General features: G+C 42.4%; 19 protein-coding genes and 1 other RNA gene. 9 read left to right on the top strand and 11 right to left on the bottom strand.

Translation table 11 applies throughout. The features are described 5' to 3' along the window. Positions 1-16: 16 nt before the first annotated feature. The 5 genes from H538_RS0110695 to H538_RS0110670 all read left to right on the top strand — a co-directional run bounded on the left by H538_RS0110695 (position 17) and on the right by H538_RS0110670 (position 3667). Complete coding sequence (locus H538_RS0110695; protein WP_026677593.1) at positions 17-901, top strand: glycine betaine ABC transporter substrate-binding protein; 885 nt, start codon at positions 17-19, stop codon at positions 899-901. A gap of 9 nt (positions 902-910) precedes the next feature. Further along, entirely contained in the window at positions 911-1537 is a 627-nt protein-coding gene (locus tag H538_RS0110690; RefSeq protein WP_026677592.1) for an ABC transporter permease, read from the top strand. 84 nt (positions 1538-1621) lie between these two features. Beyond that, positions 1622-1801, top strand: a complete 180-nt coding sequence (locus tag H538_RS0110685; protein ID WP_026677591.1) for a hypothetical protein — start codon at positions 1622-1624, stop codon at positions 1799-1801. Positions 1802-1827: 26 nt separating this feature from the next. Further along, on the top strand, positions 1828-2598 hold the full coding sequence (locus H538_RS0110680) for a serine/threonine protein kinase (RefSeq protein WP_245595227.1): 771 nt from the start codon (positions 1828-1830) through the stop codon (positions 2596-2598). Positions 2599-3040: 442 nt separating this feature from the next. Next, entirely contained in the window at positions 3041-3667 is a 627-nt protein-coding gene (locus tag H538_RS0110670) for a class I SAM-dependent DNA methyltransferase (protein ID WP_026677589.1), read from the top strand. 80 nt (positions 3668-3747) lie between these two features. On the opposite strand, the gene H538_RS0110665 is transcribed toward H538_RS0110670, so the two are convergent. The 3 genes from H538_RS0110665 to gltB form a co-directional block, all read right to left on the bottom strand. Further along, positions 3748-4323 carry a nitroreductase family protein gene (locus tag H538_RS0110665; RefSeq protein ID WP_026677588.1) on the bottom strand — a complete coding sequence of 192 codons (576 nt, stop codon included), beginning with the start codon at positions 4321-4323 and terminating at the stop codon, positions 3748-3750. A gap of 129 nt (positions 4324-4452) precedes the next feature. Beyond that, positions 4453-5937 carry a glutamate synthase subunit beta gene (locus H538_RS0110660; RefSeq protein ID WP_026677587.1) on the bottom strand — a complete coding sequence of 495 codons (1485 nt, stop codon included), beginning with the start codon at positions 5935-5937 and terminating at the stop codon, positions 4453-4455. 12 nt (positions 5938-5949) lie between these two features. Further along, positions 5950-10512, bottom strand: a complete 4563-nt coding sequence (gene gltB, locus H538_RS0110655) for a glutamate synthase large subunit (protein WP_026677586.1) — start codon at positions 10510-10512, stop codon at positions 5950-5952. A 127-nt stretch (positions 10513-10639) separates the two neighbouring features. Between gltB and gltC the strand changes: the two genes are divergently transcribed. Further along, complete coding sequence (gene gltC, locus H538_RS0110650) at positions 10640-11542, top strand: glutamate biosynthesis transcriptional regulator GltC (RefSeq protein ID WP_026677585.1); 903 nt, start codon at positions 10640-10642, stop codon at positions 11540-11542. A gap of 322 nt (positions 11543-11864) precedes the next feature. On the opposite strand, the gene H538_RS0110645 is transcribed toward gltC, so the two are convergent. Continuing rightward, a complete protein-coding gene (locus H538_RS0110645; RefSeq protein ID WP_026677584.1) occupies positions 11865-12197 on the bottom strand; it encodes a hypothetical protein in 333 nt (110 codons plus the stop codon). Positions 12198-12410: 213 nt separating this feature from the next. On the opposite strand from H538_RS0110645, the gene H538_RS0110640 reads away from it, so the two are divergent. Continuing rightward, on the top strand, positions 12411-12818 hold the full coding sequence (locus tag H538_RS0110640) for an LAGLIDADG family homing endonuclease (protein WP_026677583.1): 408 nt from the start codon (positions 12411-12413) through the stop codon (positions 12816-12818). A gap of 340 nt (positions 12819-13158) precedes the next feature. On the opposite strand, the gene ssrA is transcribed toward H538_RS0110640, so the two are convergent. From ssrA to H538_RS0110615, 6 genes are all read right to left on the bottom strand, one after another. Beyond that, positions 13159-13496, bottom strand: a transfer-messenger RNA (tmRNA) gene (ssrA, locus tag H538_RS25510). Between the two features lie 167 nt (positions 13497-13663). Then, positions 13664-14131 (bottom strand): SsrA-binding protein SmpB, encoded by a 468-nt coding sequence (smpB, locus tag H538_RS0110635; RefSeq protein ID WP_026677582.1) that lies wholly within the window; start codon positions 14129-14131, stop codon positions 13664-13666. Positions 14132-14285: 154 nt separating this feature from the next. Next, complete coding sequence (gene rnr / locus H538_RS0110630; protein ID WP_026677581.1) at positions 14286-16580, bottom strand: ribonuclease R; 2295 nt, start codon at positions 16578-16580, stop codon at positions 14286-14288. 99 nt (positions 16581-16679) lie between these two features. Next, positions 16680-17429, bottom strand: a complete 750-nt coding sequence (locus H538_RS0110625) for an alpha/beta hydrolase (RefSeq protein WP_026677580.1) — start codon at positions 17427-17429, stop codon at positions 16680-16682. A gap of 143 nt (positions 17430-17572) precedes the next feature. Further along, on the bottom strand, positions 17573-17803 hold the full coding sequence (gene secG, locus H538_RS0110620) for a preprotein translocase subunit SecG (protein WP_026677579.1): 231 nt from the start codon (positions 17801-17803) through the stop codon (positions 17573-17575). Between the two features lie 77 nt (positions 17804-17880). After that, the gene (locus tag H538_RS0110615; protein WP_026677578.1) at positions 17881-18645 is read right to left on the bottom strand and encodes a CPBP family intramembrane glutamic endopeptidase; all 765 of its coding nucleotides are present in this window, start codon (positions 18643-18645) and stop codon (positions 17881-17883) included. 164 nt (positions 18646-18809) lie between these two features. Between H538_RS0110615 and H538_RS0110610 the strand changes: the two genes are divergently transcribed. Continuing rightward, positions 18810-20078 (top strand): amidohydrolase family protein, encoded by a 1269-nt coding sequence (locus tag H538_RS0110610; protein WP_154657957.1) that lies wholly within the window; start codon positions 18810-18812, stop codon positions 20076-20078. 172 nt (positions 20079-20250) lie between these two features. Continuing rightward, entirely contained in the window at positions 20251-21141 is an 891-nt protein-coding gene (locus tag H538_RS0110605; RefSeq protein ID WP_026677576.1) for a cation diffusion facilitator family transporter, read from the top strand. A gap of 39 nt (positions 21142-21180) precedes the next feature. On the opposite strand, the gene H538_RS0110600 is transcribed toward H538_RS0110605, so the two are convergent. Next, positions 21181-22719, bottom strand: a complete 1539-nt coding sequence (locus H538_RS0110600; RefSeq protein WP_026677575.1) for an FAD-dependent oxidoreductase — start codon at positions 22717-22719, stop codon at positions 21181-21183. Between the last annotated feature and the right edge of the window lie 16 nt (positions 22720-22735).

Raw genomic sequence — 22735 nt, 5'->3', positions numbered from 1 at the left:
GGAGGTTTACTGTAGAATGAAAAAAATGACCGTTCTCATTGCTTCTCTCCTCCTCCTTCTTTCTCTTGCGGGATGCGGAGGAGGCAATACCGTAACAGTGGGGACGCAAACATTTACGGAAACAAAAATTTTAGGCTATATGTATAAATATTTAATAGAAGACTGCTCGAATTTAAATGTCAAAGTGAAAACCGACCTTGCCTCCAGTTCTTTTGTGCTCAATGCCATAAAGGACGATGAATTGCAGATCGGAACGTTATATACCGGAGAACTTTTCAATGGCTGGTTCCCTTACAAAAATACGAAAGACCCAGAAAATGTGCTTCAACAAGATCAGAAAGGTTTTATGAAATATATGGGGATTAAATGGTTCGATCCTTTAGGGTTTGAAAACACGTACGCGTTTACCATAAGAAAAGACGTCGCTGAAAAATATCATTTAAAGAAAATATCCGACCTTCATAAGATGGCCAAAAATATGAAACTTGGCGTCGATACCGGTTGGCTGGAACGAAAAAACGACGGGTACGATGCCTTTTCCAAACATTATGGATTGAAATTTAAAAAAGTTTATCCAATGGAAATCAGCCTTGTCTATAAGGCGGTTGAAAATAAGCAGATGGATATTGTGCTCGCCTATTCATCAGACCCGCGCATTAAGGCATACAACCTTGTCACTCTTGATGATGACAGGAAATTTTTCCCGCCGTATCAAGCGTCTCCAGTTGCCTTAAACAAAACATTGAAAAAATACCCGGAAATCGAACCCGCTTTAAAGAAATTAGTAGGCAAAATCGACTTAAATACGATCCGGTCACTGAATGCTAAAGTTGATCTGGAAAAACGTGACCCCGCCGACGTTGCAAAAGAATATTTAAAAAAACAAGGGCTTATAAAGTAAGGTGATACGATGAATGACTTTATACTCTATATCCAAAACAACTGGGAAACGCTTCTTTATTTAACATTTCAACATATTATGATGGTTTTATTAGGCGTGGCACTCGCACTCGTTGTCGGCATCCCTCTTGGAATGATTGCTGCGAAAAACAACCGGGCCACTTCCATTATTTTAGCGATTGCCAATTTAATTCAAGTGTTTCCGAGTCTCGCACTATTAGCCGTTCTTATGGTTCTTTTCGGGATTGGTTTTTATTCCGTTGTCATCGGCCTGTTTCTCTATTCCCTTTTGCCAATTATCCGCAATACGTATGTCGGCCTTAAAGAAGTGGACCAAAGTGTGCTCGAGTCCGGGAAAGGAGTGGGCATGACGAAATTCCAATTGCTTATGAAAGTTCAATTTCCGCTCTCTCTCCCCTTTATTCTTTCCGGGATTCGGATTGCGGCCGTTATTGCGATTGGAGTTGCGACTCTCGCTCCTTTTATAGGAGGAGAAGGGCTTGGAAAAGAAATTTATTCCGGAATCAGCATGCGGGATAACGTAAAAATTTACACAAGCGCCATCCTGGCCGCCATCCTCGCCCTGATCGCCGACTTCTTGCTTGGCAAAGCGCAGGAACGGGCAAAAGTAGACTAAGAAGCGCCCATTGGCCATAAGCAATTTTGAAACTTTGCTTTCTTAATAAACGTACAACTAAAAAAAGGAAAAGAGGGATCAAAGATGATTAAGAAATTCTTGAAAAAGCTGTTGAATGAAAATTCGCATCGCCATCACCGCCATTATTCAAGCAGCGGTTATAAGAAAAACAAGCATTATGGCGATCCATCGATGTACGGACATCATCACTACAAGAAAAAACATAAATCGAGCGGCTTCTTTAAATCCTATTCCTCAAGTTAATGGCGATGAAGGCTCTTTTCGGCTTATTGGAGCGGCCATTCAAAAACGGAACAGTACTAAAAGGCCAATATAAAATTGCTTCCTTTTTAGGCAAAGGAAGTTACGGAATAGCTTATGAAGCTTATAATCTAAGAGAAAATGAAGAAGTCGTCATTAAACAGCTGCGGCGAAGGAAAGGGTTCAATGCCAGTCTGAATGCTTTTAAAAGAGAAGCCGCTATGTTACAGAAATTGAACCATCCTTCCATCCCGAAATTTATCGATTATTTCCAAGAAGGAAAGCATTATATGCTCGTCATGGAACATATAAAGGGAAAAAACTTTGAAGACCTCATTTTTCATGAAGGGCAAGTGTATGATGAAAAAACATCGTTCAGCATCCTTTTAAATGTTCTTGAAATCGTCAACTATTTTCATAAACAAGGCGTCGTCCATCGTGATTTGCGCATACCGAACATTATGATGAAAAACGGGCGAATCTATATCATTGATTTTGGATTGGCCCGATTCATCAATGATCGAAAACAGTGTGATATGAAGAAAATGACAGAAGAAAAGAAGTTATTCCGTGACATTTCATTTAAAAGCGATTTTTACGCTCTCGGCCATTTCGTTCTCTTTTTGCTCTACTCAAGCTATGAACCTCTTTCAACTAGCGAAAATAGCTGGGAAAATGAGTTGAAGCTAGGAAAACAAACAAAATCGATCATCAGGCGGATGCTCCAAATCGATGAACCATATGAAACGGCAGAAGAGCTTATTCGTGAAGTTCAAGATTGCTTATTTCTGCTCACTTAAAATTAAAGGTTATAGAAAAAACAACTGGCCATCAATAATGATGGCCAGTTCTCTTATGATATAAATAAGTGATTAACCTAAGAAATTCGCCAAAACTACCATTAATACGGTAATGGCCGCTGATCCTCCTAATAATTCTAATAGTCCTGCTCCAGTTAATGATACGTTTGACTTTTCCATTAGTAATCACTCCTTCAATTATGTATGTTTAATAGATTTTCTATACATATTAAACCACAAAAGACACCCTATTGCAACACAAATGTAACATTTGTAATATTCGAGTCATTTTTTTAATAATAGCGGCTGTTTAGCAGGAATTTTGAAGCAAGAAGCGAATGTAGACGGTAACATTTAAAAATGAGGTGGTCGTAATGATGAATAATAGAAAGGATTTTATAACAGCTATTGGAGGGAACAAGCATTAAAGGAGGAAAATTTTTTGTTAAGAAACAAAGAGTCGACGCAGCAACTTTTCGATAATTGGGCGAAAACATATGAACAGGACTTAGAAAACGCTTCTGGCCCTTTATTTGGATATAATCATAGTTTAGAAGAAGCGAGCCGAATGTTACAGGTTGATGATAGCCATTTAATTCTTGATATCGGAATTGGGACCGGCGCTTTTGCTTCATTACTCAGCCAAAATGACGATCTTATTTGGGGAATCGATTTGTCTGAAGAAATGCTTAAACAATGCCGCAGCAAACATCCCCGCTACCATTTGCAGAAAGGAATATTTACAGAGACAGGTCATTCGAATGAAAGGTTTCATTCTCTCATTTCAAGCTTCTGTTTCCACGAAGTTCTTCCAAATGAAAGGGAAAAGGCTTGTGCGGAAATTTATCGGATTCTTAAACCCGGGGGAAAACTTCTCCTATTGGATATTATGTTTCCTTCTTCTGCCGCAATGGACGAAGCAAGGCGAAAAATGGCAAACAAATGGGATTCCACAGAAGACTATCCGATTGTTCATGATCTTGACGCAATGCTCAGGCATGCCGGGTTCTCAGATTTATGCTGGCGGCAAACCGCTCCTTGCCATTGGGCCGTTTTAGCGCGTAAATAAGAAAACCATTACACACCTTTCCAGGGAATAGAGTTTAGAAAAAGCAAAAAAGAGCTGTTGTTTTTGCAGCTCTTTTTCTGCTATTCGGAAATGATCGTCAGTTTTTCCTCGGCCTTTGTTCGTTGTTGCGGGGATGGAATCATTTCAGGAGTCCCCATTTGGATGATGCCGATGATTTTCTCTCCATCCGCTACCCCGATCTGTTCGCGAAAAACAGGTTCATTAATATATGCAGGTGTTTTCCAAATCGTCCCGAGACCTTTTTCCCATGCAGCCAACATTAAATTTTGGACGCACGCAGATGTAGCGGCAAAATCTTCGTCATATTGCTTTTGCCGCGGGTCAACGTGCATGACAATGACGAGATGAAGCGGCGCATTCATGATTTTCTTTTGGAACTTTTCCCGGCTTTGCTCCTTTTTGTCGCTAGATACTGTGCTTAATGCCGCATTCAATAGCCGCTCTCGCCCATTGTCTTTAAACGCAATAAATCTCCACGGCTCTCTTAATTTATGATTAGGGGCCCAAATAGCGGTATTCAATAGCTCAACAAGTAAACTTTCTGATACCGGCTCATTTGTAAAACGTTTAATGGATCTCCTTGCTTTGATAACATCCGCTACCGAGTTTTCTTTTTTTATTTCATAGTTTTGCATAGAAAGCCTCCGATATACGAGAATGAGAATTGTTTTCAATCAAATTGTACTTTTTTAGTATAGAATTTTCAACTTATTGAATCCGGGCAAAAAATAAAGCTGATGGGAATATCGTTTTCCCATCAGCTTTTATGGCAAGCTGGAGGCTCCCATTAAATAGCGGTCAACTTCTCGTGCTGCTTCGCGGCCTTCGTTAATCGCCCAGACGATTAGGCTTTGTCCTCGTCTTGCATCACCCGCCGCAAACACACCATCAACGTTTGTCGTATACTTTCCATATTCTGCTTTCACTTTGCGGTTCTCCACTTCGACACCAAATTGTTTTAATAGCGGTTGTTCCGGTCCTTCAAAACCAATTGAAATAAAGACTAGCTCCGCAGGCCACACTTTTTCCGTGCCCGGAATTTCTTTAAAGACAACCTTGCCATTTTCCCCCATTACTTTTTCCATTTGGATCGTATGCAATTCTTTCACATTTCCATTTTCATCGCCGACGATTTTGTTCGTTTGAATGCAATATTGGCGAGGGTCTTTTCCGAATTTCATTTCTGCTTCTTTATAAGCATAGTCAAGCGTGAAAACAAGCGGCGGTTCCGGCCACAAATTGTCAGGCTTTCTCGTTCCGGTTAATTGCGGGTGTTTCCCGAACTGAACAACGCTTTTGCACTTTTGGCGAAGAGCTGTTGCCACACAGTCCGCTCCTGTATCGCCGCCACCGATGACGATGACATTTTTTCCTTCTGCATGAATGGATGGTTCTTCGCTAAAATTTGAATTTAAGAAGCTTTTCGTCGTTTCTGTCAAATAATCCATCGCAAAATGAACGCCGTTTAGTTCTCGCCCTTCAACGAGTAAATCGCGCTGTTTTTGCGCTCCGATACAAAGGACAACGGCATCATATTGAGATTTCAGTTGATCGGCGGTTATATCTTTGCCAACTTCTGTGTTGACAACAAACTCAATTCCTTCTTGTTCAAGAAGACGGACTCTTCGTTCAACAATTTCTTTCTCTAATTTCATGTTCGGAATCCCGTACATCAAAAGTCCGCCGATACGGTCAGAACGTTCGAAAACCGTGACCGAATGCCCCGCCTGATTTAATTGATCCGCGCTGGCTAGCCCCGCCGGACCTGAACCGACAACAGCGATTTTCTTTCCAGTCCTAAACTGAGGGATTCGAGGGGTAATCCAGCCTTCCTCAAATCCTTTGTCAATGATCGCTCTCTCTATATTTTTTATCGCCACTGCCGGATCATCATGAATGGCCACTGTACATGAGCCTTCACAAGGAGCCGGACAAACGCGGCCGGTAAATTCCGGGAAGTTATTTGTTTTTAACAGCCGTTCTAGTGCTTCTCTCCATCTACCTTTATAAACTAAATCATTCCACTCCGGTATTAAGTTATGAAGGGGACAGCCCGATGTCGCCCCGTTAATCTCCATTCCCATGTGACAAAACGGAGTCCCGCAATCCATGCAACGGGCCCCCTGTCTTTGCAATGCTTGATCGGAAAGAGGAAACGTATATTCTTTCCAATCTTCAAGGCGAGAAAGAGGATTGCGCTCTGCCTGCTCTTCACGTTCAAATTCAATAAATCCTGCCTGTTTCCCCATCTTCTCACTCCTTTAGTTAGCTAAAACTTTGAAAACATCGTTTGCCGCATTCGGCTTTTCGCTTTTTTGGCTACCTTCAAAAGCTGCCAGCACCGCTTCTTCTTCCGGCAAACCGGCTTCTCTCATTTTTTCGATCGTTTCCATCATCCGTTTATAGTCTTTCGGAATGACCTTTACAAACTTTTTAACAACTTCATCCCAATGATGAAGCACGAAGGACGCTTTTGTACTTTCTGTATATTGGTAATGTCGTTCGATCATTTCACGAACTTCGCTAACTTCTTGTTCTTCGTCCAATGTCTCAAATAAAACCATTTCTTTGTTGCATAACGATTTGAAATGTTCTGTATCATCAGCGAACACATAGGCAACGCCTCCTGACATACCGGCGGCAAAATTTCTGCCAACCGATCCGAGGACGACAACGCGGCCCCCAGTCATATATTCGCATCCATGGTCACCGACGCCTTCAACAACGGCATTTACTCCACTGTTTCTTACACAGAAACGCTCTCCGGCTCTTCCTTGAATATACGCTTCACCCGATGTTGCACCGTAAAAGGCGACATTGCCGATAATGACATTCTCTCCGTGAGCGACCATTGCCCCTTTAGGCGTGCGGACGATGATTTTCCCTCCAGATAACCCCTTGCCGACATAATCATTGGCGTCCCCGGTAAGATTCAATGTCATGCCTTTTGGCACAAATGCCCCGAAGCTTTGTCCTGCTGAACCGGAAAAATGGAGGTTAATTGTATCAGCAGGCAATCCTTTTTCTCCATAACGCTTCGTTACTTCACTGCCGACAATTGTTCCAACAACCCGATGAATATTTTTAATTGGATAATGAAGAACGACCGGCTGTCCGAAATCGAGCGCCTCCTTAACTTGCGGCAAAATTTCTTTCATATCTAACGTTTGCTCAATTTTATGATCTTGTGGTTCGCTGAATGTGCGCGGCCCCTCAGGTTGATAAAGCAATTTAGCCAGATCCAGATGCTTTGCTTTCCAATGATTTTTCGCACGCTCGCCAACCGTCAACAGATCTGTCCGCCCAACCATTTCTTCAACTGTCCTGAATCCGAGCTGCGCCATGATTTCGCGCATTTCCTGAGCGATAAATCGCATGAAATTAACAATATGCTCCGGTTCTCCCATAAACTTTTTGCGAAGCTCCGGATTTTGTGTGGCCACCCCAACCGGACACGTATCTAAATGGCAGGCTCGCATCATGACACATCCGAGGACAACTAGCGGTGCCGTTGCAAAACCGAATTCTTCCGCCCCGAGTAAAGCTGCCATGACGACATCGCGGCCGGTCATTAACTTCCCGTCTGTTTCTAAAACGACGCGATCGCGAAGACCATTTAACATTAGCGTTTGGTGGGTTTCAGATAGCCCGAGTTCCCACGGCAGCCCGGCATGTTTAATGCTCGTTTTAGGCGACGCGCCTGTTCCGCCGTCATAGCCGCTAATAACAATCACATCCGCGGCCGCTTTTGCGACACCTGCGGCAATCGTTCCAACGCCTGATTTGGCAACAAGTTTTACACTAATGCGGGCCTGGCGATTGGCGTTTTTCAAATCGTGAATCAGCTGAGCCAAATCTTCAATGGAATAAATGTCATGATGCGGCGGTGGTGAAATTAAGCCAACTCCTGTTGTGGAACCGCGAACATTGGCGATCCATGGATACACTTTTTCGCCCGGAAGCTGACCGCCTTCACCCGGTTTGGCTCCTTGCGCCATTTTAATTTGCAGTTCATCAGCGTGAACTAAATAATGGCTTGTGACACCAAAGCGCCCTGATGCAATTTGCTTGATGGCACTCTTTCTGAGATCGCCGTTTTTATCCCGGAAATAGCGTTTCGGGTCTTCTCCGCCTTCTCCGCTGTTGCTTTTAGCGCCGAGACGGTTCATGGCAATCGCTAACGCTTCATGCGCTTCCTGGCTCAATGCACCGTAAGACATTGCACCGGTTTTAAACCGTTTCACAATCGATTCAACCGGCTCCACTTCGTCAATCGGAACGGGTTGTCTGTTTTCTTTAAAAGTAAAGAGATTCCGTAAAAAAGTCACCCGCTCATCATCGGCCATTTTTGTATATTTTTTAAATAGCTCATAATCTCCTTTTCGGCAGGCCCATTGAAGCGTATGAATCGTGCTCGGATTAAACGCGTGGTGCTCGCCGTTTTTTCTCCATTGAAAATCGCTTCCTGTATCAAGTGTCTTATCTTGATAATGTCCGCTAAATGCCGAAGCGTGTTTAAGTTTTGCTTCTTTCGCGATGACATCTAAGCCAATGCCGCCCAATTGGGAAGCTGTTCCGGTAAAATAGCGGTCGATGACTTCACTTCCAATGCCGACCGCTTCAAAAATTTGCGCTCCGCGGTAGCTCTGGACAGTTGATATTCCCATTTTCGACATGACTTTTACGACACCATCGGTTACTGCTTTCGTATAAATTTGTACAGCTTCTTCTTGGCTTGCTGCCAAAGTGCCTTCACTAACCAATTGATTAAGCGTCTCAAACACTAAATATGGGTTGATGGCATCTACGCCGAAGCCAATCAAAGCTGCGAAATGGTGAACTTCTCTCGCTTCCCCTGTTTCGATGATGATGCTGGCGTTTGTCCGCGTTCCTTTGCGAATGAGATGCTGGTGAAGAGCGCTTCCCGCCAGTAATGCCGGAATGGCAATATTTTCGCTATCAACTCCCCTGTCTGAAAGCACAAGTAGCGTTGCCCCTTCCTCCATCGCCTTTTCAGCTGCCGAAAATAAGTTTTCCAGCGCTTCCTCTAAATCGTCAGTAAACAACATCGGAATCGTGCAGCTTTTAAATTCAGGATATGGATTTCCTTTAAGCTTTTCCAATTGTTCATTCGAAAGGATCGGAGTTTCTAATTGAATGCGACGGCAGGACTGTTCATTGGGCTTTAGCAAGTTTCCTTCTCTGCCTAAAAATGAAACTGTAGAGGTCACAATTTCCTCACGAATGGCATCTATCGGCGGATTGGTGACCTGGGCAAACAATTGCTTGAAATAGTTAAAGAGAGATTGCGGACGATCCGATAATACGGCAAGCGGAGTATCATTTCCCATCGATCCAATCGGGTCTTTTCCTTCGGTGACGATCGGAATAAGCGTTTTTTCAACTTCTTCATACGTATAGCCGAATGCTTTTTGCATTTTAAAAATATCGTCCACTTTTTGGACATGGCGGGGTGCAGGCAGTTCATCTAAAGTAAGCAATTGGTTATCGATCCACTGCCCGTATGGTTGTTCTTGAGCTAACTCTTCTTTTACTTCTTGATCAGAAAGGATGCGGCCTTCTTCTAAATCGATCAACAGCATCTTTCCAGGATTTAAACGCTCTTTATAAAGGATGTTTTCCTCCGCAACATCAATGACACCAACTTCGGATGCAAATACGATGTAGTCATCTTTAGTCACATAATAACGCGCCGGGCGCAGTCCATTTCGGTCAAGTATCGCACCGATTTGCTTTCCGTCTGTAAAAGAAATAGCTGTCGGTCCATCCCACGGCTCCATTAAGCAGCTATGGTATTGATAAAATGCTTTTTTCTCCCCTTCGATTGAATCGTTGTTTGCCCACGGTTCAGGAATAAGCATCATCGCGCTATGCGCGGGTGTACGTCCGGCCAATACAAAAAATTCAAAGGCATTATCTAAAATAGATGAGTCACTGCCATTTGCATCAAGAATTGGAGTGATTGTTGAAAGATCCGTCCCAAACACTTCCGTCGCAAATTGCCTTTCACGCGCTTTCATCCAATTCATATTTCCGCGAAGTGTATTAATTTCGCCATTATGGGCTAAATAGCGGTTAGGATGCGCTCTTTCCCAGCTCGGAAACGTATTCGTGCTAAAGCGAGAGTGAACAAGCGCAAAAGCTGACTTGAAACGTGCATCGTTTAAATCGACGTAAAATCCTTTTACTTGCTCTGGAGTTAATAACCCTTTGTAGACAATCGTCCGGCTTGACAAACTCGCAATGTATAATCCATCTTCTCCTTCCTTTACCTTTTTTTCAATTTGTTTCCGAATCACATATAATTTTCGTTCAAGTTGTAAATCATTCGTTATTTTTTCATCGGCACTTATAAATACCTGGCGGATAAATGGGCGCGTGTCTCTTGCCACCTTGCCGACTTTATCAATAGTTACAGGAACTGTTCTCCACCCCAGAAGCACTAACCCTTCTCGTTTAATCATTTCATTGATAAGTAGTTCATACTTTTTTCTTGTTTCTTCATCTTGAGGCAAGAAAATCATTCCGACCCCATAACGCCCTTTTTGAGGTATATTAAAGTCGCAAACTTCTGAAAAATAAAGATGTGGGATTTGCACCATAATTCCGGCTCCATCTCCGGTTTCCGGATCGCTTCCCTGCCCTCCGCGGTGTTCCATCTGGCAGAGCATATGAAGTCCTTTTTCAACGATTTCGTAAGACGCTTTTCCTTTTAAATGAGCATATAAGCCAATTCCGCATGCATCATGTTCAAATTCTGGACGGTACAGACCTTGTGCGTGAGGTAATCCGTTCAGTTTCATCTGTCTTCCCTCCATTCGATTTTCCGTTTTTAATGGTACTTTTATTTTAATTTTCAAAATCAATATAAACAATATATAATTTAGATAAGATCAATCTCATTTTGAGAACAATAACTGGAGGACAATAATGGAACTACGTCAATTGCGTTATTTTGTTGAAGTGGCCAAACGGGAACATGTATCGGAAGCGGCGGATAATCTTCATGTTGCTCAATCTGCAGTCAGCCGTCAAATCGCTAATTTAGAAGATGAACTTGGGGTGAATTTATTTGAGCGTGAAGGGCGAAATGTGAAATTAACGAGAATCGGGAAACAATTTTTAGAACATGTGGAGTATGCATTGAAGGCGATCGATTTTGCGAAACAAAAAATAGATGAATATTTAGATCCTGACCGTGGAACCGTTAAAATCGGCTTTCCAACAAGCCTGGCAAGCCATACATTACCCACGGTTATCTCTGCTTTTAAAGATAAGCACCCGAATGTTGCCTTTCACTTGCGGCAAGGGTCGTATAACTTTCTGATCGATGCGGTTAAAAATGGGGATATTGATTTAGCCTTGATCGGCCCGATTCCAAGCGATGAAACAGAAATTAAAGGGGAAATTTTATTTACCGAGAACATCGTCGCTCTCCTTCCTCTTAACCATCCGCATGCGAAAAAGAAAAAACTTCATCTTAGCGAGCTACGCAATGACGCATTTGTCCTTTTTCCTGAAGGGTTTATCTTGCGCAAAATCGCTGTTGATGCGTGCAGGCAATCAGGATTTGCACCGAAAATCTCATCCGAGGGCGAAGATTTTGATGCGATTAAAGGACTTGTTTCCGCAGGCATTGGTGTTACTTTATTACCCGAAAGCACGGTTTACGAAACAACGCCGCACTTTACAACTAAAATTCCGATCGAAATGCCCCAGGTTGTGCGCAACGTTGGGATTATCGTTCCGAAAAACCGCGACCTTGCGCCATCCGAACAAGTCTTTTATCAATTTGTGAAAGAATTCTTTTCTGTTCTTCAGGGGTACCAATAACATCGAAGCAGCCAGCCGCCGATTTTAGGAAAAATGCGCTGCGAACGACGTTTTTTTACGTCCCGGAAAATAAATTCTTTCCTTTGGAAAATAAATTTTGCATTTTGGAAAATAAAACTCACTTTCCGGAAAAAAATTTTGTTTTAGAAAAATAGGAGCTATTTATTTTCCTATTGACGTTTTTTATTTTCCAATCGAGAACCTTTATTGTCGGAAATCAACATTTTATTTTCCAACATCGACTTTTTTTAATTGAAGTATGTAAAAAGTGAGCAAAAAAAAGACAGAAAAAGAGGTGACTGGAAGTATCCAGCCACCTCTTTTACCACCAAAACGGGAAAAACGGACCGAATCGTCTTATGCCCCAGAAAGGGAAGCCCCATAAACCAAAGCCCGGAAAGAAACCGGGGAAGCCAAATCCGAAACCTGGAAAAATCCGTTCGCTTCCGGAATAATTTTCCCCGTCTCTCGCCCTCATAAGCAAGTACAAGTTTTCATTATCATAGCTGTGAAGCGTGCCATGGTGAATGACGCCGTCGGTCGTTTCTAGTTCAATGTTTTGCCCGATATATCTTGTACATAGGTCATGCATATATTTTTTATGATCATAGCCGCTTGCTGCGCCCGGATACATATCCTTTTTGTAATGATCCATGCCTACTCCTCCTCGTATTATTATCAGTTTCAGCATATTCATCAATGTTCAATTTGGATTAGGTGTTTGAGCAATTGAACAATTTTCATGCTTTCGATAGGAAAGCGTTAGATACAAAACCCCTACCTTTTTAAAAAATTGAAATAATTGGATTTATCCATTAAAATATAATGCGAACGTACGTTCTTAAATATAATCCGAGGAGAAAGATCAATGAAAAGTTGGGAAGCCTCTTACATTGCTGGAATTATAGATGGAGAAGGCAGCATCACTTTAACGAGAATGCACGAGAAAGAACATCGTCGACCATGTATCTCTATTTCTTCAACAGATAAAGATCTTCTCATTTATATTCAAAGTTTAACTGGTGGGGTAATAAATAATAAAAAAAACTATAAACCTGAAAAACACAAAAATTCGTATACTTTATATATCAAGAAAAAGGAAGAGGTTTTCACTATTTTAAGACTAATATTGCCTTACTTGAGGGTTAATCAAAAAAGGGATCGAGCCAGGTGGATACTCGAGAATTATGACTCGGTAACTCCCCGAAATGGAAAATACAATAAGGAATCTTTAAGAAAGAAATTAAAATTTGAAGAGTATTTCTTCAAAATTTAAAACAGACCAACGGCGAAGCTGGTCTGTTTATCAACTATGTATGGTGGAGACGGTGGGACGTGCCGATCCATGCTTTCGTCATGGCACTGACTATATCTTGAACCTGGCATTGTCAGGTCCTCCGGCGTCTTATGCGAAATGTAAATTTACTTGTACAAAACAAGCAGAATTTCGCATCCTAGTACTACCTCTTTAGGAGGCAGCCTATAAGTCGATACACGGCTGTTGGATTGCTCCACATACCGCTCGGCATTGCCTTATCACCATTCATTAGTGACTTAGGTTTCACCGATTAAGCCGGATTTTCACTTGCGTGTTGCCACACAAGGCGACTATTTACTAATCGAACCCACGTCCAAAGGCAACGGCACTTAAGCTTCTACGAGTGTAGTCGATATATTGGCGCTTCGCAGCTTTTTCTGCCTACCGACAGGCGTCCAAAGCGCTAGCCTGATTGTTCTCTTCCTTCGTCCTCAGGCGGAGGACAGCCGGCGTAGCCCACTACGAGTGAGTCCCTTACCCTACCACATGGGCGATGGAGGGAGGAACCGCTAAAGTGCTATTAGGCAGCTAAAGCGTAGTTATTGTTAGTTTTGCCAGTTATTGGCTTTGGCGTTTTTACGAGGCCGACCCCCTCGACTCGCAACTTAAGCTCGAACTACCCCTGTCGAATCCGTAACGTCCCCATATTAGAAGTTGGAGGTGAGAGGTTAGATTCTCAAGTCCATTCTCCGAAGTTTTCTAACTGGCACATTACAAAGAGTAAGAGCTTATTGCCCCTATTCAATTGTATACTTAGTATAGCACCATTAAAGGCACCTTTCAATTGTAAGCTTCTGTAAAACTTACATTTTTTGCTTTTCACGGAAAGCACGCTCGATTTCACGTTTTGCCGCTTTTTTCTTTAAGTCTTCCCGTTTATCGTAATTCTTCTTCCCTTTTGCAAGGCCGATTAATACTTTTGCAAAGCCGTTTTTTAAATACATTTTAAGCGGGACAATCGAATAGCCCTGCTCTTTCGTTTGCCCAAGCAGCTTATTAATTTCTTTCTTATGAAGAAGAAGCTTTCTCGTCCGGAGCGGGTCATGGTTGAAGCGGTTTCCCTGTTCATAAGGGCTAATATGCATATTATGAAGGAAAAGCTCACCATTTTGCACTTTCGCAAACGAATCTTTTAAGTTTGCTTTACCGGCACGAATCGACTTGATTTCAGTACCTTGCAGCACAATTCCGGCTTCAAACGTTTCTTCAATATGATAATCATGCCTTGCCTTTTTATTTTGCGCGACAACCTTTCCTTCTCCTTTAGGCATAACACCCAACCTCCCATTAGCTTAAAGCGGCTTGCCAAAAGCACAAAGCCCTATTCTTAATCAAGCTTTTGCCGCTCGAGCCCGGCCGAACAAGCGCATGAATCATTATACTAAATTGGTCAGGAAACGTCAATAACCGACGTTTCCTGACCCGTTATTTCATTTTCTTCTTTTTCTTTTTCGCAACCGGTTTATAGAACGGCTGTTTTTTCCCTTTTTTCGAGCCATTGCCGTTTCGTTCGTTTTCCGGCTTGCGCGTTTTCTTTTTCCGGGCGCCTCCGCCTTCGATAACACGCGGGCGCTCTTTTCCTTTTCGTCGCCGCGTTCCTTTCATGCCGACAATTTCAAAATCAATCGACCGTTCATCAAGGTTCACGGCAACAACGCGAACAGAAATCTCATCTCCAATGCGGAAGACGTTTCCCGTCCGTTCCCCGATCATGGCCATATATTTTTCATCAAAATGGTAATAGTCATCAGTTAAGTAACTGACATGGACAAGGCCTTCTATTGTATTCGGAAGCTCTACGAACAGGCCGAAGTTCGTCACACTGCTGATGACACCGTCAAACTCTTCGCCGATCTTATCTTGCATAAACTCGGCCTTTTTCAAATCGTCTGTTTCCCGCTCCGCATCAACGGCACGTCGTTCCATTTCCGACGCATGTTTAGCAATTTCGCCAAGACGCCCTTTCCAATGAGCGATTGTTTCCGCATCGGTTTTTTTCTCGATTAAATACGTTCGAATTAATCGATGAACGATTAAGTCCGGGTAACGGCGTATCGGTGATGTGAAATGCGTGTAAAATTCTGCGGCCAAACCATAATGTCCAAGCGACTGTGGATCATACTTCGCCTGTTTCATCGAACGAAGCATAATCTTGCTGATGACCATTTCTTCAGGCTCGCCCTTAACCTCTTCTAAAAGTTGCTGAAGAGCACGCGGATGGATTTCATTGGCGGCTCCTTTTACGACATATCCAAAAATCGTTATAAATTCAAGGAAGCGGGCCAATTTTTCTTCATCCGGATCTTCGTGAATCCGGTACATAAACGGAAGGTCCAGCCAATGGAAGTGTTCAGCGATAGTTTCATTCGCGCAGAGCATAAATTCTTCAATCAGCCGTTCTGCCACTGAGCGTTCGCGTAAGATGACATCTTTCGGTACGCTTTCTTCATTAACAAGCACTTTTGCCTCGCTAAAATCAAAGTCAATCGCTCCGCGGGCGAAGCGTTTTTTCCTTAAGATTTCGGCCAATTCGCCCATTTGCTTAAAAAACGGAATAAGCGCTTCATATCGTTTCGTAACTTCTTCGTCCTCATCCTGCAATATTTTTCGGACATTTGTGTACGTCATCCGTTCCGTCGTACGGATGACGCTAGGGAAAATATCGTGATTGACGACTTCTCCCTCCGGTGTAATTTCCATTTCACAAGAAATCGTTAATCTGTCGACGTTTGGATTTAACGAACAAATTCCGTTCGACAGGCGATGCGGTATCATCGGGATGACACGGTCAACCAAATAAACACTCGTCCCGCGCTCAAGCGCTTCTTTATCAATCGGAGAACCTTCCTTAACGTAATGGCTGACATCGGCAATATGAACCCCGAGCTTGTAGTTCCCGTTATCCAACTTCACAACATTTACAGCGTCGTCAAGGTCTTTTGCATCTTCCCCGTCAATCGTGACAATTGTTTCGTCGCGAAGATCCCTTCTTCCTTCGAGATCTTTCGGATCGATCGTATCAGGTACACTGTTTGCCTGTTCCAACACTTCTTCCGGAAATTCGCGCGGCAGTCCATGCTTATAAATGACCGAGAGAATATCCACACCAGGATCATTTTTATGCCCTAAAATATGAATGATTTCCCCTTCCCCACTATGGCGGCCTTCAGGATATTTCGTAATCCGGGCAACGACTTTATGGCCTTCTACCGCGCCATTCACACTTTCAGCCGGGATGAAAACATCATTCGGAATTCTTTTGTCATCCGGAATGACAAAGCCGAAATTACGACTTTCTTGAAAGGTTCCAACAACTTCCGTTACGCCGCGCTCTAATATCCGGATAATGGTTCCTTCAGGACGGCTACCTGAAGAAACCGGGCTTAAGCGGACTAAGACTGTATCACCGCTCATTGCTCCATTCATATCAGACTGGGAAATATAAATATCTTTCTCGTCTGAATCTTCACGGATAACAAAGGCAAAGCCTTTTGAATGTCCCTGAACCTTCCCTTTGACGAGATTCATCTTTTCCGGCAAACCATATCGGTTAGTCCGTGTTCGAACGACTAACCCTTCATCCTCTAATTCATTTAATGTAATAACAAGCGTACGGAAATCTGCAGCATCCGTAATTTGAAAAGCTTCTTCTAATTCTTGGACAGTCAGTGGTTTGTACGCTTCTTCTTTCATAAACGAAAGAATCTTTTGCTTATTCAATTTCGTCCATCCTTTCCTGGAAACGAATTCGCTCCATTCGCAGCTCCCTTTTGCATCGATTGCAAAAGAAGCTTCTCTTACTTAGAAAGGAAAAATGAACTATTCCACACTCCAATCGAGGCTTTCAAGAAATTCATAAATATCTTCGTGGAGCTGTTCTTTTTCTTTTCCAAGTGTTATGACATGAGTGGAATGCTCGTACCATTTTATTTTTTTAACCGTACTTTGCACTTCTTCATAAATAATATTTGCAGAATTAATGTCAATCATTTCATCATGTCTTGCCTGAACGACAAATGTCGGAGCGTATACCATATCCACCGAATTTCGTACGCCCGTAATGAGCTCTCTTAGTTCGTTGAGCGTATTCATCGGTATTTTTTTAAATTCTTCCATTTCCTGTTCAATCTGTTCCTCAGTTTTATCTTCTCTTCCTTTAAATTCGCGGGCGTATTCAAGAACACCTTCATAAATCTTTTCTTCCGTTTTTGCATTCATTGGCGCGCACATCGGAATAACGCCTTTTACCGGATGGCTTGCTGCCAGCTTTAGAGAAAAAACGCCACCTAACGAAAGCCCGCAAACCGCGATTTCCTCATACCCTTTTTCTTTTAAAAGGTTATAGCCTCCCATTACATCTTGCCACCAGTCATCCGGTCCTGTATGTAGGAGTTCTTCAGGCGGTACGGCATGCCCTTTATAATGCGGCGCATGGCACGTATAACCCTTTTTTTGCAAGTACCGCCCCAGCATGCGCACATCTGCTGAGCTCCCTGTAAATCCGTGCAATAAAAGCACAGCCCGTTTCCCTTCTTCCCATAAAAATGGTTTTGGCAATGTGTATCTCATTGTTGTCTCTCTCCCTTAAACATGTCTCCTATGTATTTTTCATCTACTAATTATTTTACCCGTTTTGTTGGATTCACAATCATTACGGTATCATGTGAAAAGAAAAACCGGGATGGATCGCATTCATCCACCCCGGCTCCTCATTAAACGAAATAAGCGACTGCGATTGCAAGCAAGAAAAATAAAGTCGCCAAAATCACGGTAATTCTATTCAGCACAGCATCAATCCCGCGAGCTTTTTGCTTTCCGAATAGCTGTTCCGCACCGCCCGTAATCGCTCCAGAAAGACCAGCCGCTTTGCCGGATTGGAGTAATACTACAATAATTAGCGCAATAGATACGATGACAAGTAAAATGGTTGTTAAAGTCTGCATTCGTCACACCCCCACATGTCGCACATTTCTACGTTTAACTTTATCATATCCACCAGTCTTTAAGCAACGCGCTTTCATCAATCGACTCGCTTTTTTTGGACAATGTAAGGTTCAAATCCATTTTCTTTTTCCCGTCTCCGTCCTCCTGGCAGAAGCGCAATCAGCCGCAGGTCAAATAGCACGTGAATAAACATAGCGGGCAGAAGTGAATCAAATTCAATATAGATTAATCCTAAAATGGCGCCTAAATACACCGCAAGGGCCATTCCCTTAATTCCTTGATAAGCGTGTGCCAGTCCAAAGATAACGGCGGATAAACATACGATGCTCCAGATCGAAGCCCCCGGAAATATCCGATGGAAACTATAATAAAGAAATCCCCGATACAAAATCTCCTCTGTTATTCCGGCGGTCAGCGAAACAACCATCCACCACCATCGTTCTTTGTTAGTTGAGGGCAGAAGCTCTTCTATGCCGTTCAATTGTGAAAAGAGAGAATCCTGATATTTTTTGCTATACTTTGATAAAATAACAGGCAAAAAAAGAGCAACGATGACACCGATTAATACTCCGATAAAGACACTGTTGACCGGGGCATGAAAAGAATTTGATTTTAACCTGATGGCATTTAACCCTATATCAGAAAAAGCCGTTTCCTCAAACCACATTCCTATCAATAAAAGAATAACAAGCGTCCAGCTTGAGAAAATAATTTTACGGTAATAGCTGATCCTGTAAGAAGGATTTTCAGTCACTTCCCGTTTAAATTGCAAATAGTCCTTCTTTCCTTTAATAGGTTCAATGGCCACCATATATAAAAACAGCAAACAATAAAAGAACATTTCATTTTTGCTCCTTTGTTCAACCAATATCAAACAAATCATACCACATTTAGATACGTAAAGAGGAAAAACAATGAATGAACCGTTAAAATGAAGAAAGCTACAGATAACTAAGGAGATGCTGCTTTTTGAAAACAGTCTATATAAATGGCACAATCGTTACAATGAATGATAAAAATGAAGTGTTAAAGAACGGCTATATTGTTATTGAGAAAGATAAGATTTTAGAAGTAGGCAAAGGAACCCCCTCTTTCAAAATAGATAAAAAAATTGATTTAAACGGAAAATGGGTGTTGCCTGGCCTTGTGAACACGCATACGCATGTCGTTATGACGATATTAAGAGGAATTGGCGATGACATGTTGCTTCAGCCATGGCTTGAAACCCGGATTTGGCCTCTTGAGCGTCAATTCACCCCGGAGCTTGCGGCTTCCAGTACGGAACTTGGTTTGCTCGAAATGGTCAAAAGCGGGACAACAACGTTTTCCGATATGTTTAACCCGATTGGAATTGATTCCGATTTAATCTTTGAGACCGTCCAAAATAGCGGAATGCGTGCGGCCGTTTCGCCGACATTCTTTAGTTTTGGAACGAAAGAAGAGCAAAGCCACACCATCCGGGAAACCGAAGCCTTTATTAAACGATACCATAACAAGAACGGAAGAGTAACAACAATGGTTGCCCCCCATAGCACTTATACTTGTTCTCCCGAAATGTTGGAAGAGTGTGCCCGCATCGCTTCTGAAAATCAAGCGATGATTCATATACACGTCTCAGAAAACGTCTATGAGGTTCAAGAAATTGAAAAACAATATGGGGCAAGACCGGTTGAGCATGCGGCACGTCACGGTTTGTTTCATCAACCAACGATAATGGCACACGGAGTCGTATTAAATAAAGATGAACGTGCATTTTTAGCAGAGTGTGACGCCAGGGTCGCACATAACCCGAATAGTAACTTAAAACTTGGGTCTGGGATTGCGGATGTCCACGCCATGCTTCAATCCGGGATAAAAGTCGGGATCGCCACAGACAGTGTTGCTTCTAATAATAATTTAGACATGTTTGAGGAAATGCGCATTGCTGCTCTATTGCAAAAAGGACTTCACCAAAATGCTACCGTAATGCCTGTTGAAACAACTCTTTCACTAGCCACAAAAACAGGTGCAAAAGCTATAGGCATGCTGGACGTCGGTTCGATTGAAGCCGGGAAATGCGCTGATTTTATTACTATCGATCCAACAAATAAACCTCATTTGCAGCCGGCGGAAGAAGTTCTTTCACATCTCGTCTATGCCGCAAGCGGAAAAGATGTATCAGATGTTATTATCGCCGGAGAAAAAATTGTGTCGGACGGTAACTGTTTAACGCTTGATGAAGAGCGAATTATCCATGAAGCGGCACACTTTAAGCAAAAATTAGGATGGACATAATTTCAGCGATAACTTTATTTTCCTGTTTTTTTGCTCGAATCCAAAAAAGAAGTTTGGATACAATAGTGTTTGAATCCGCTTATTTCTGTAAAATAGGGCTACTTTTTTGCTGTAGACTCACCATTACAGGATTTGATAAGATAAATATCTAGTTTTGTTCTGGAGGATGTAAATGGAGTTACGAGAATCAATTGGTAAAAAAGTAGCCTGGATCAGTGTATGGAGCAACGTTGTATTAATGGTAGGCAAGCTTCTCTTCGGCTTTCGCAGCGGAAGTGATGCAGTATTTGCAGACGGTATTCATTCAGCCGCCGATGTTTTCGCTTCCGTGATCGTATTGTTCGTTATTGGGATTGCGAACAAACCGCCCGATAAAGAACATCCATACGGGCATGGAAAAGCGGAAGTCATTATTTCAGGAATCGTTGGGATTCTTTTACTTTTAGTTTCATTATATATTATCGTTGAGGCGGTATTAGGTTTTTTCCATCCCGTTAAAGCTCCTGATTTAATGGCAATGTGGGTAGCGTTATTCTCCTTTTTTGCAAAACAACTTTTATATCTTTACTCCTTAAAAGTTTCGCAAAAATATAACAGCAAGGCGATCGAAGCGATTGCCTATGACCATAAGGCAGACATTGTCGCCTCAATCGCTGCAGCTGTCGGTGTGTCGATATCCATCATCGGGCAAAGCGAAAATGTGAATGTTCTTCTTTATGCTGACAAAGTCGCCAGTATTTTTGTCGCTTATCTCATCTTTAAAATTGCAAAAGAAATGCTTTCTGAATCGTTCAATATACTGCTTGAGCGGAATGTAAATCAGGAATTGATCCGTCAATATGAATCCATCGTTTTCAAGTTTCCAGAGGTTAAGCGAATTGACCGGATCCGCGCAAGAGAACATGGCCATTATATTCTTGTTGATTTAAGAATCTCGATCGATCATGAGAAAACCATTAAGGAAGGGCATGACTTAGGAAGAGCGATTAAGAAGAGGCTGATGGAAAAATACGATAACATTCAGGAAGTGCTTATTCATCTCAACCCTTATTACGAAGATTGAGAAGAAGCTAAGCCCGGCGATTTGGGCTTAGCTTCTTTTTTAAATAGGATCAATTTTCTTTAGCGGCCGCTTAGCGGGACCTTCGATCACTTCACCTGTAATTGAAAATCTTGAACCATGACACGGACAATCCCATGTGCGGTCACCGGAGTTCCATTCAATTTCACAGCCCATATGTGTGCACGTTGTATCAACTAGATGAACCTCACCTTTTTCGTCTTTATAGGCGCCGGCTCGTTTGCCGTCCACATTGACGACAGATCCCTCGTCGTTCTCAAGATCATCGGCGCTTCTAAGTGCATACTCTAGCTTTCCTTCGATTAAATGTTTCGCGACATCCGCATTTTGGATCAGGAAATTTTTTACGCTCGGCTCCGCATCGAACCGGGATGGCGTATAAAGTTCTTCATAACGATTTTCTTTTTGAATGATTAAATCTCTAAGCAATAATGCAGCAGCCGTGCTGTTCGTCATTCCCCACTTTCGATAGCCTGTGGCAACAAAAATGTTCGGTTTCCCGGAAGAAATTCGCCCGACATATGGAATCTTGTCCAATGTCGTTAAATCCTGGGTTGACCAGCGGAACAAATAGTCTTTGATCCCGAATGTTTCGTTCGCAAATTCTTCAAGAGCCTCGTAATGTTGAATGGTCGGGATGCCCTGGCCTGTCTTATGATTTTCACCGCCAATAAGAAGCAATTTTTCGCCGTTATGCATCGTATAGCGTAATGAGCGGGTAGGCTGTTCCGCATTAATATACATGCCGCCAGGGTATTCTTTTTCCGTTTTCACGGCAATGACGTAAGAACGCTCGGCATACATTCTTGAAAAGTAAAAACCGCCATCGTAAAACGGAAAATGAGAACATGAAATGAGCTGATCACATGTGATCGCATGTCCGTCCCTCGTATAAATGACCGGACGATCCCCTCTTTCGACACGCACCGCCGTTGTATTTTCAAAGATCAGCCCGCCTTGATTTGTAATATCTTCAATTAGTTTCTTTAAATATTTTAACGGGTGGAACTGCGCTTGATTATTCATTTTGACAGCCGCTTTTATCGAGAAATCGAGAGGAAGGCTCTCTAGAAATTCACCATTTATCCCAAGCTTCCTATACGCTTCGATTTCTTTCTTCAATTTATCGACATATTGGTCATCATTTGTAAAAATGTAGGCGTCTTCCTCACTGAAATCACAATCGATATGATTTTCCTGAATGGTTGATTGGATGAACTTCATTGCTTCTATATTCGCATCATAATAGTTTCTTGCCTTTTCTTCTCCTATATTCGAAATGAGTTCATCATAAATGAGACCATGTTGGGCAGTAATTTTTGCAGTCGTATGCCCCGTTGTTCCATTTAAAAGATTTCCGGCATCGATCATGGCAACTTTGAATCCTTCTTTTATGAGCAAATAGGCTGTCGTTATTCCGGATATTCCTCCGCCAACGATCGCAATGTGAACATCTATATCTTCTTCTAGTTGGTTAAAGCGTGGCAATTCTGCAGATTCCCTCCAGTATGGCTCCGGAAACTGGGGCATCTGTTTATGATCCTTGTAATTATCAGTCATGAATGTTCCTCCTTGT

Source organism: Fictibacillus gelatini DSM 15865 (assembly GCF_000430745.1).
Classification (GTDB): Bacteria; Bacillota; Bacilli; order Bacillales; family Fictibacillaceae; genus Fictibacillus_A; species Fictibacillus_A gelatini.
This window is presented reverse-complemented; position numbering and strand designations above follow the sequence as displayed.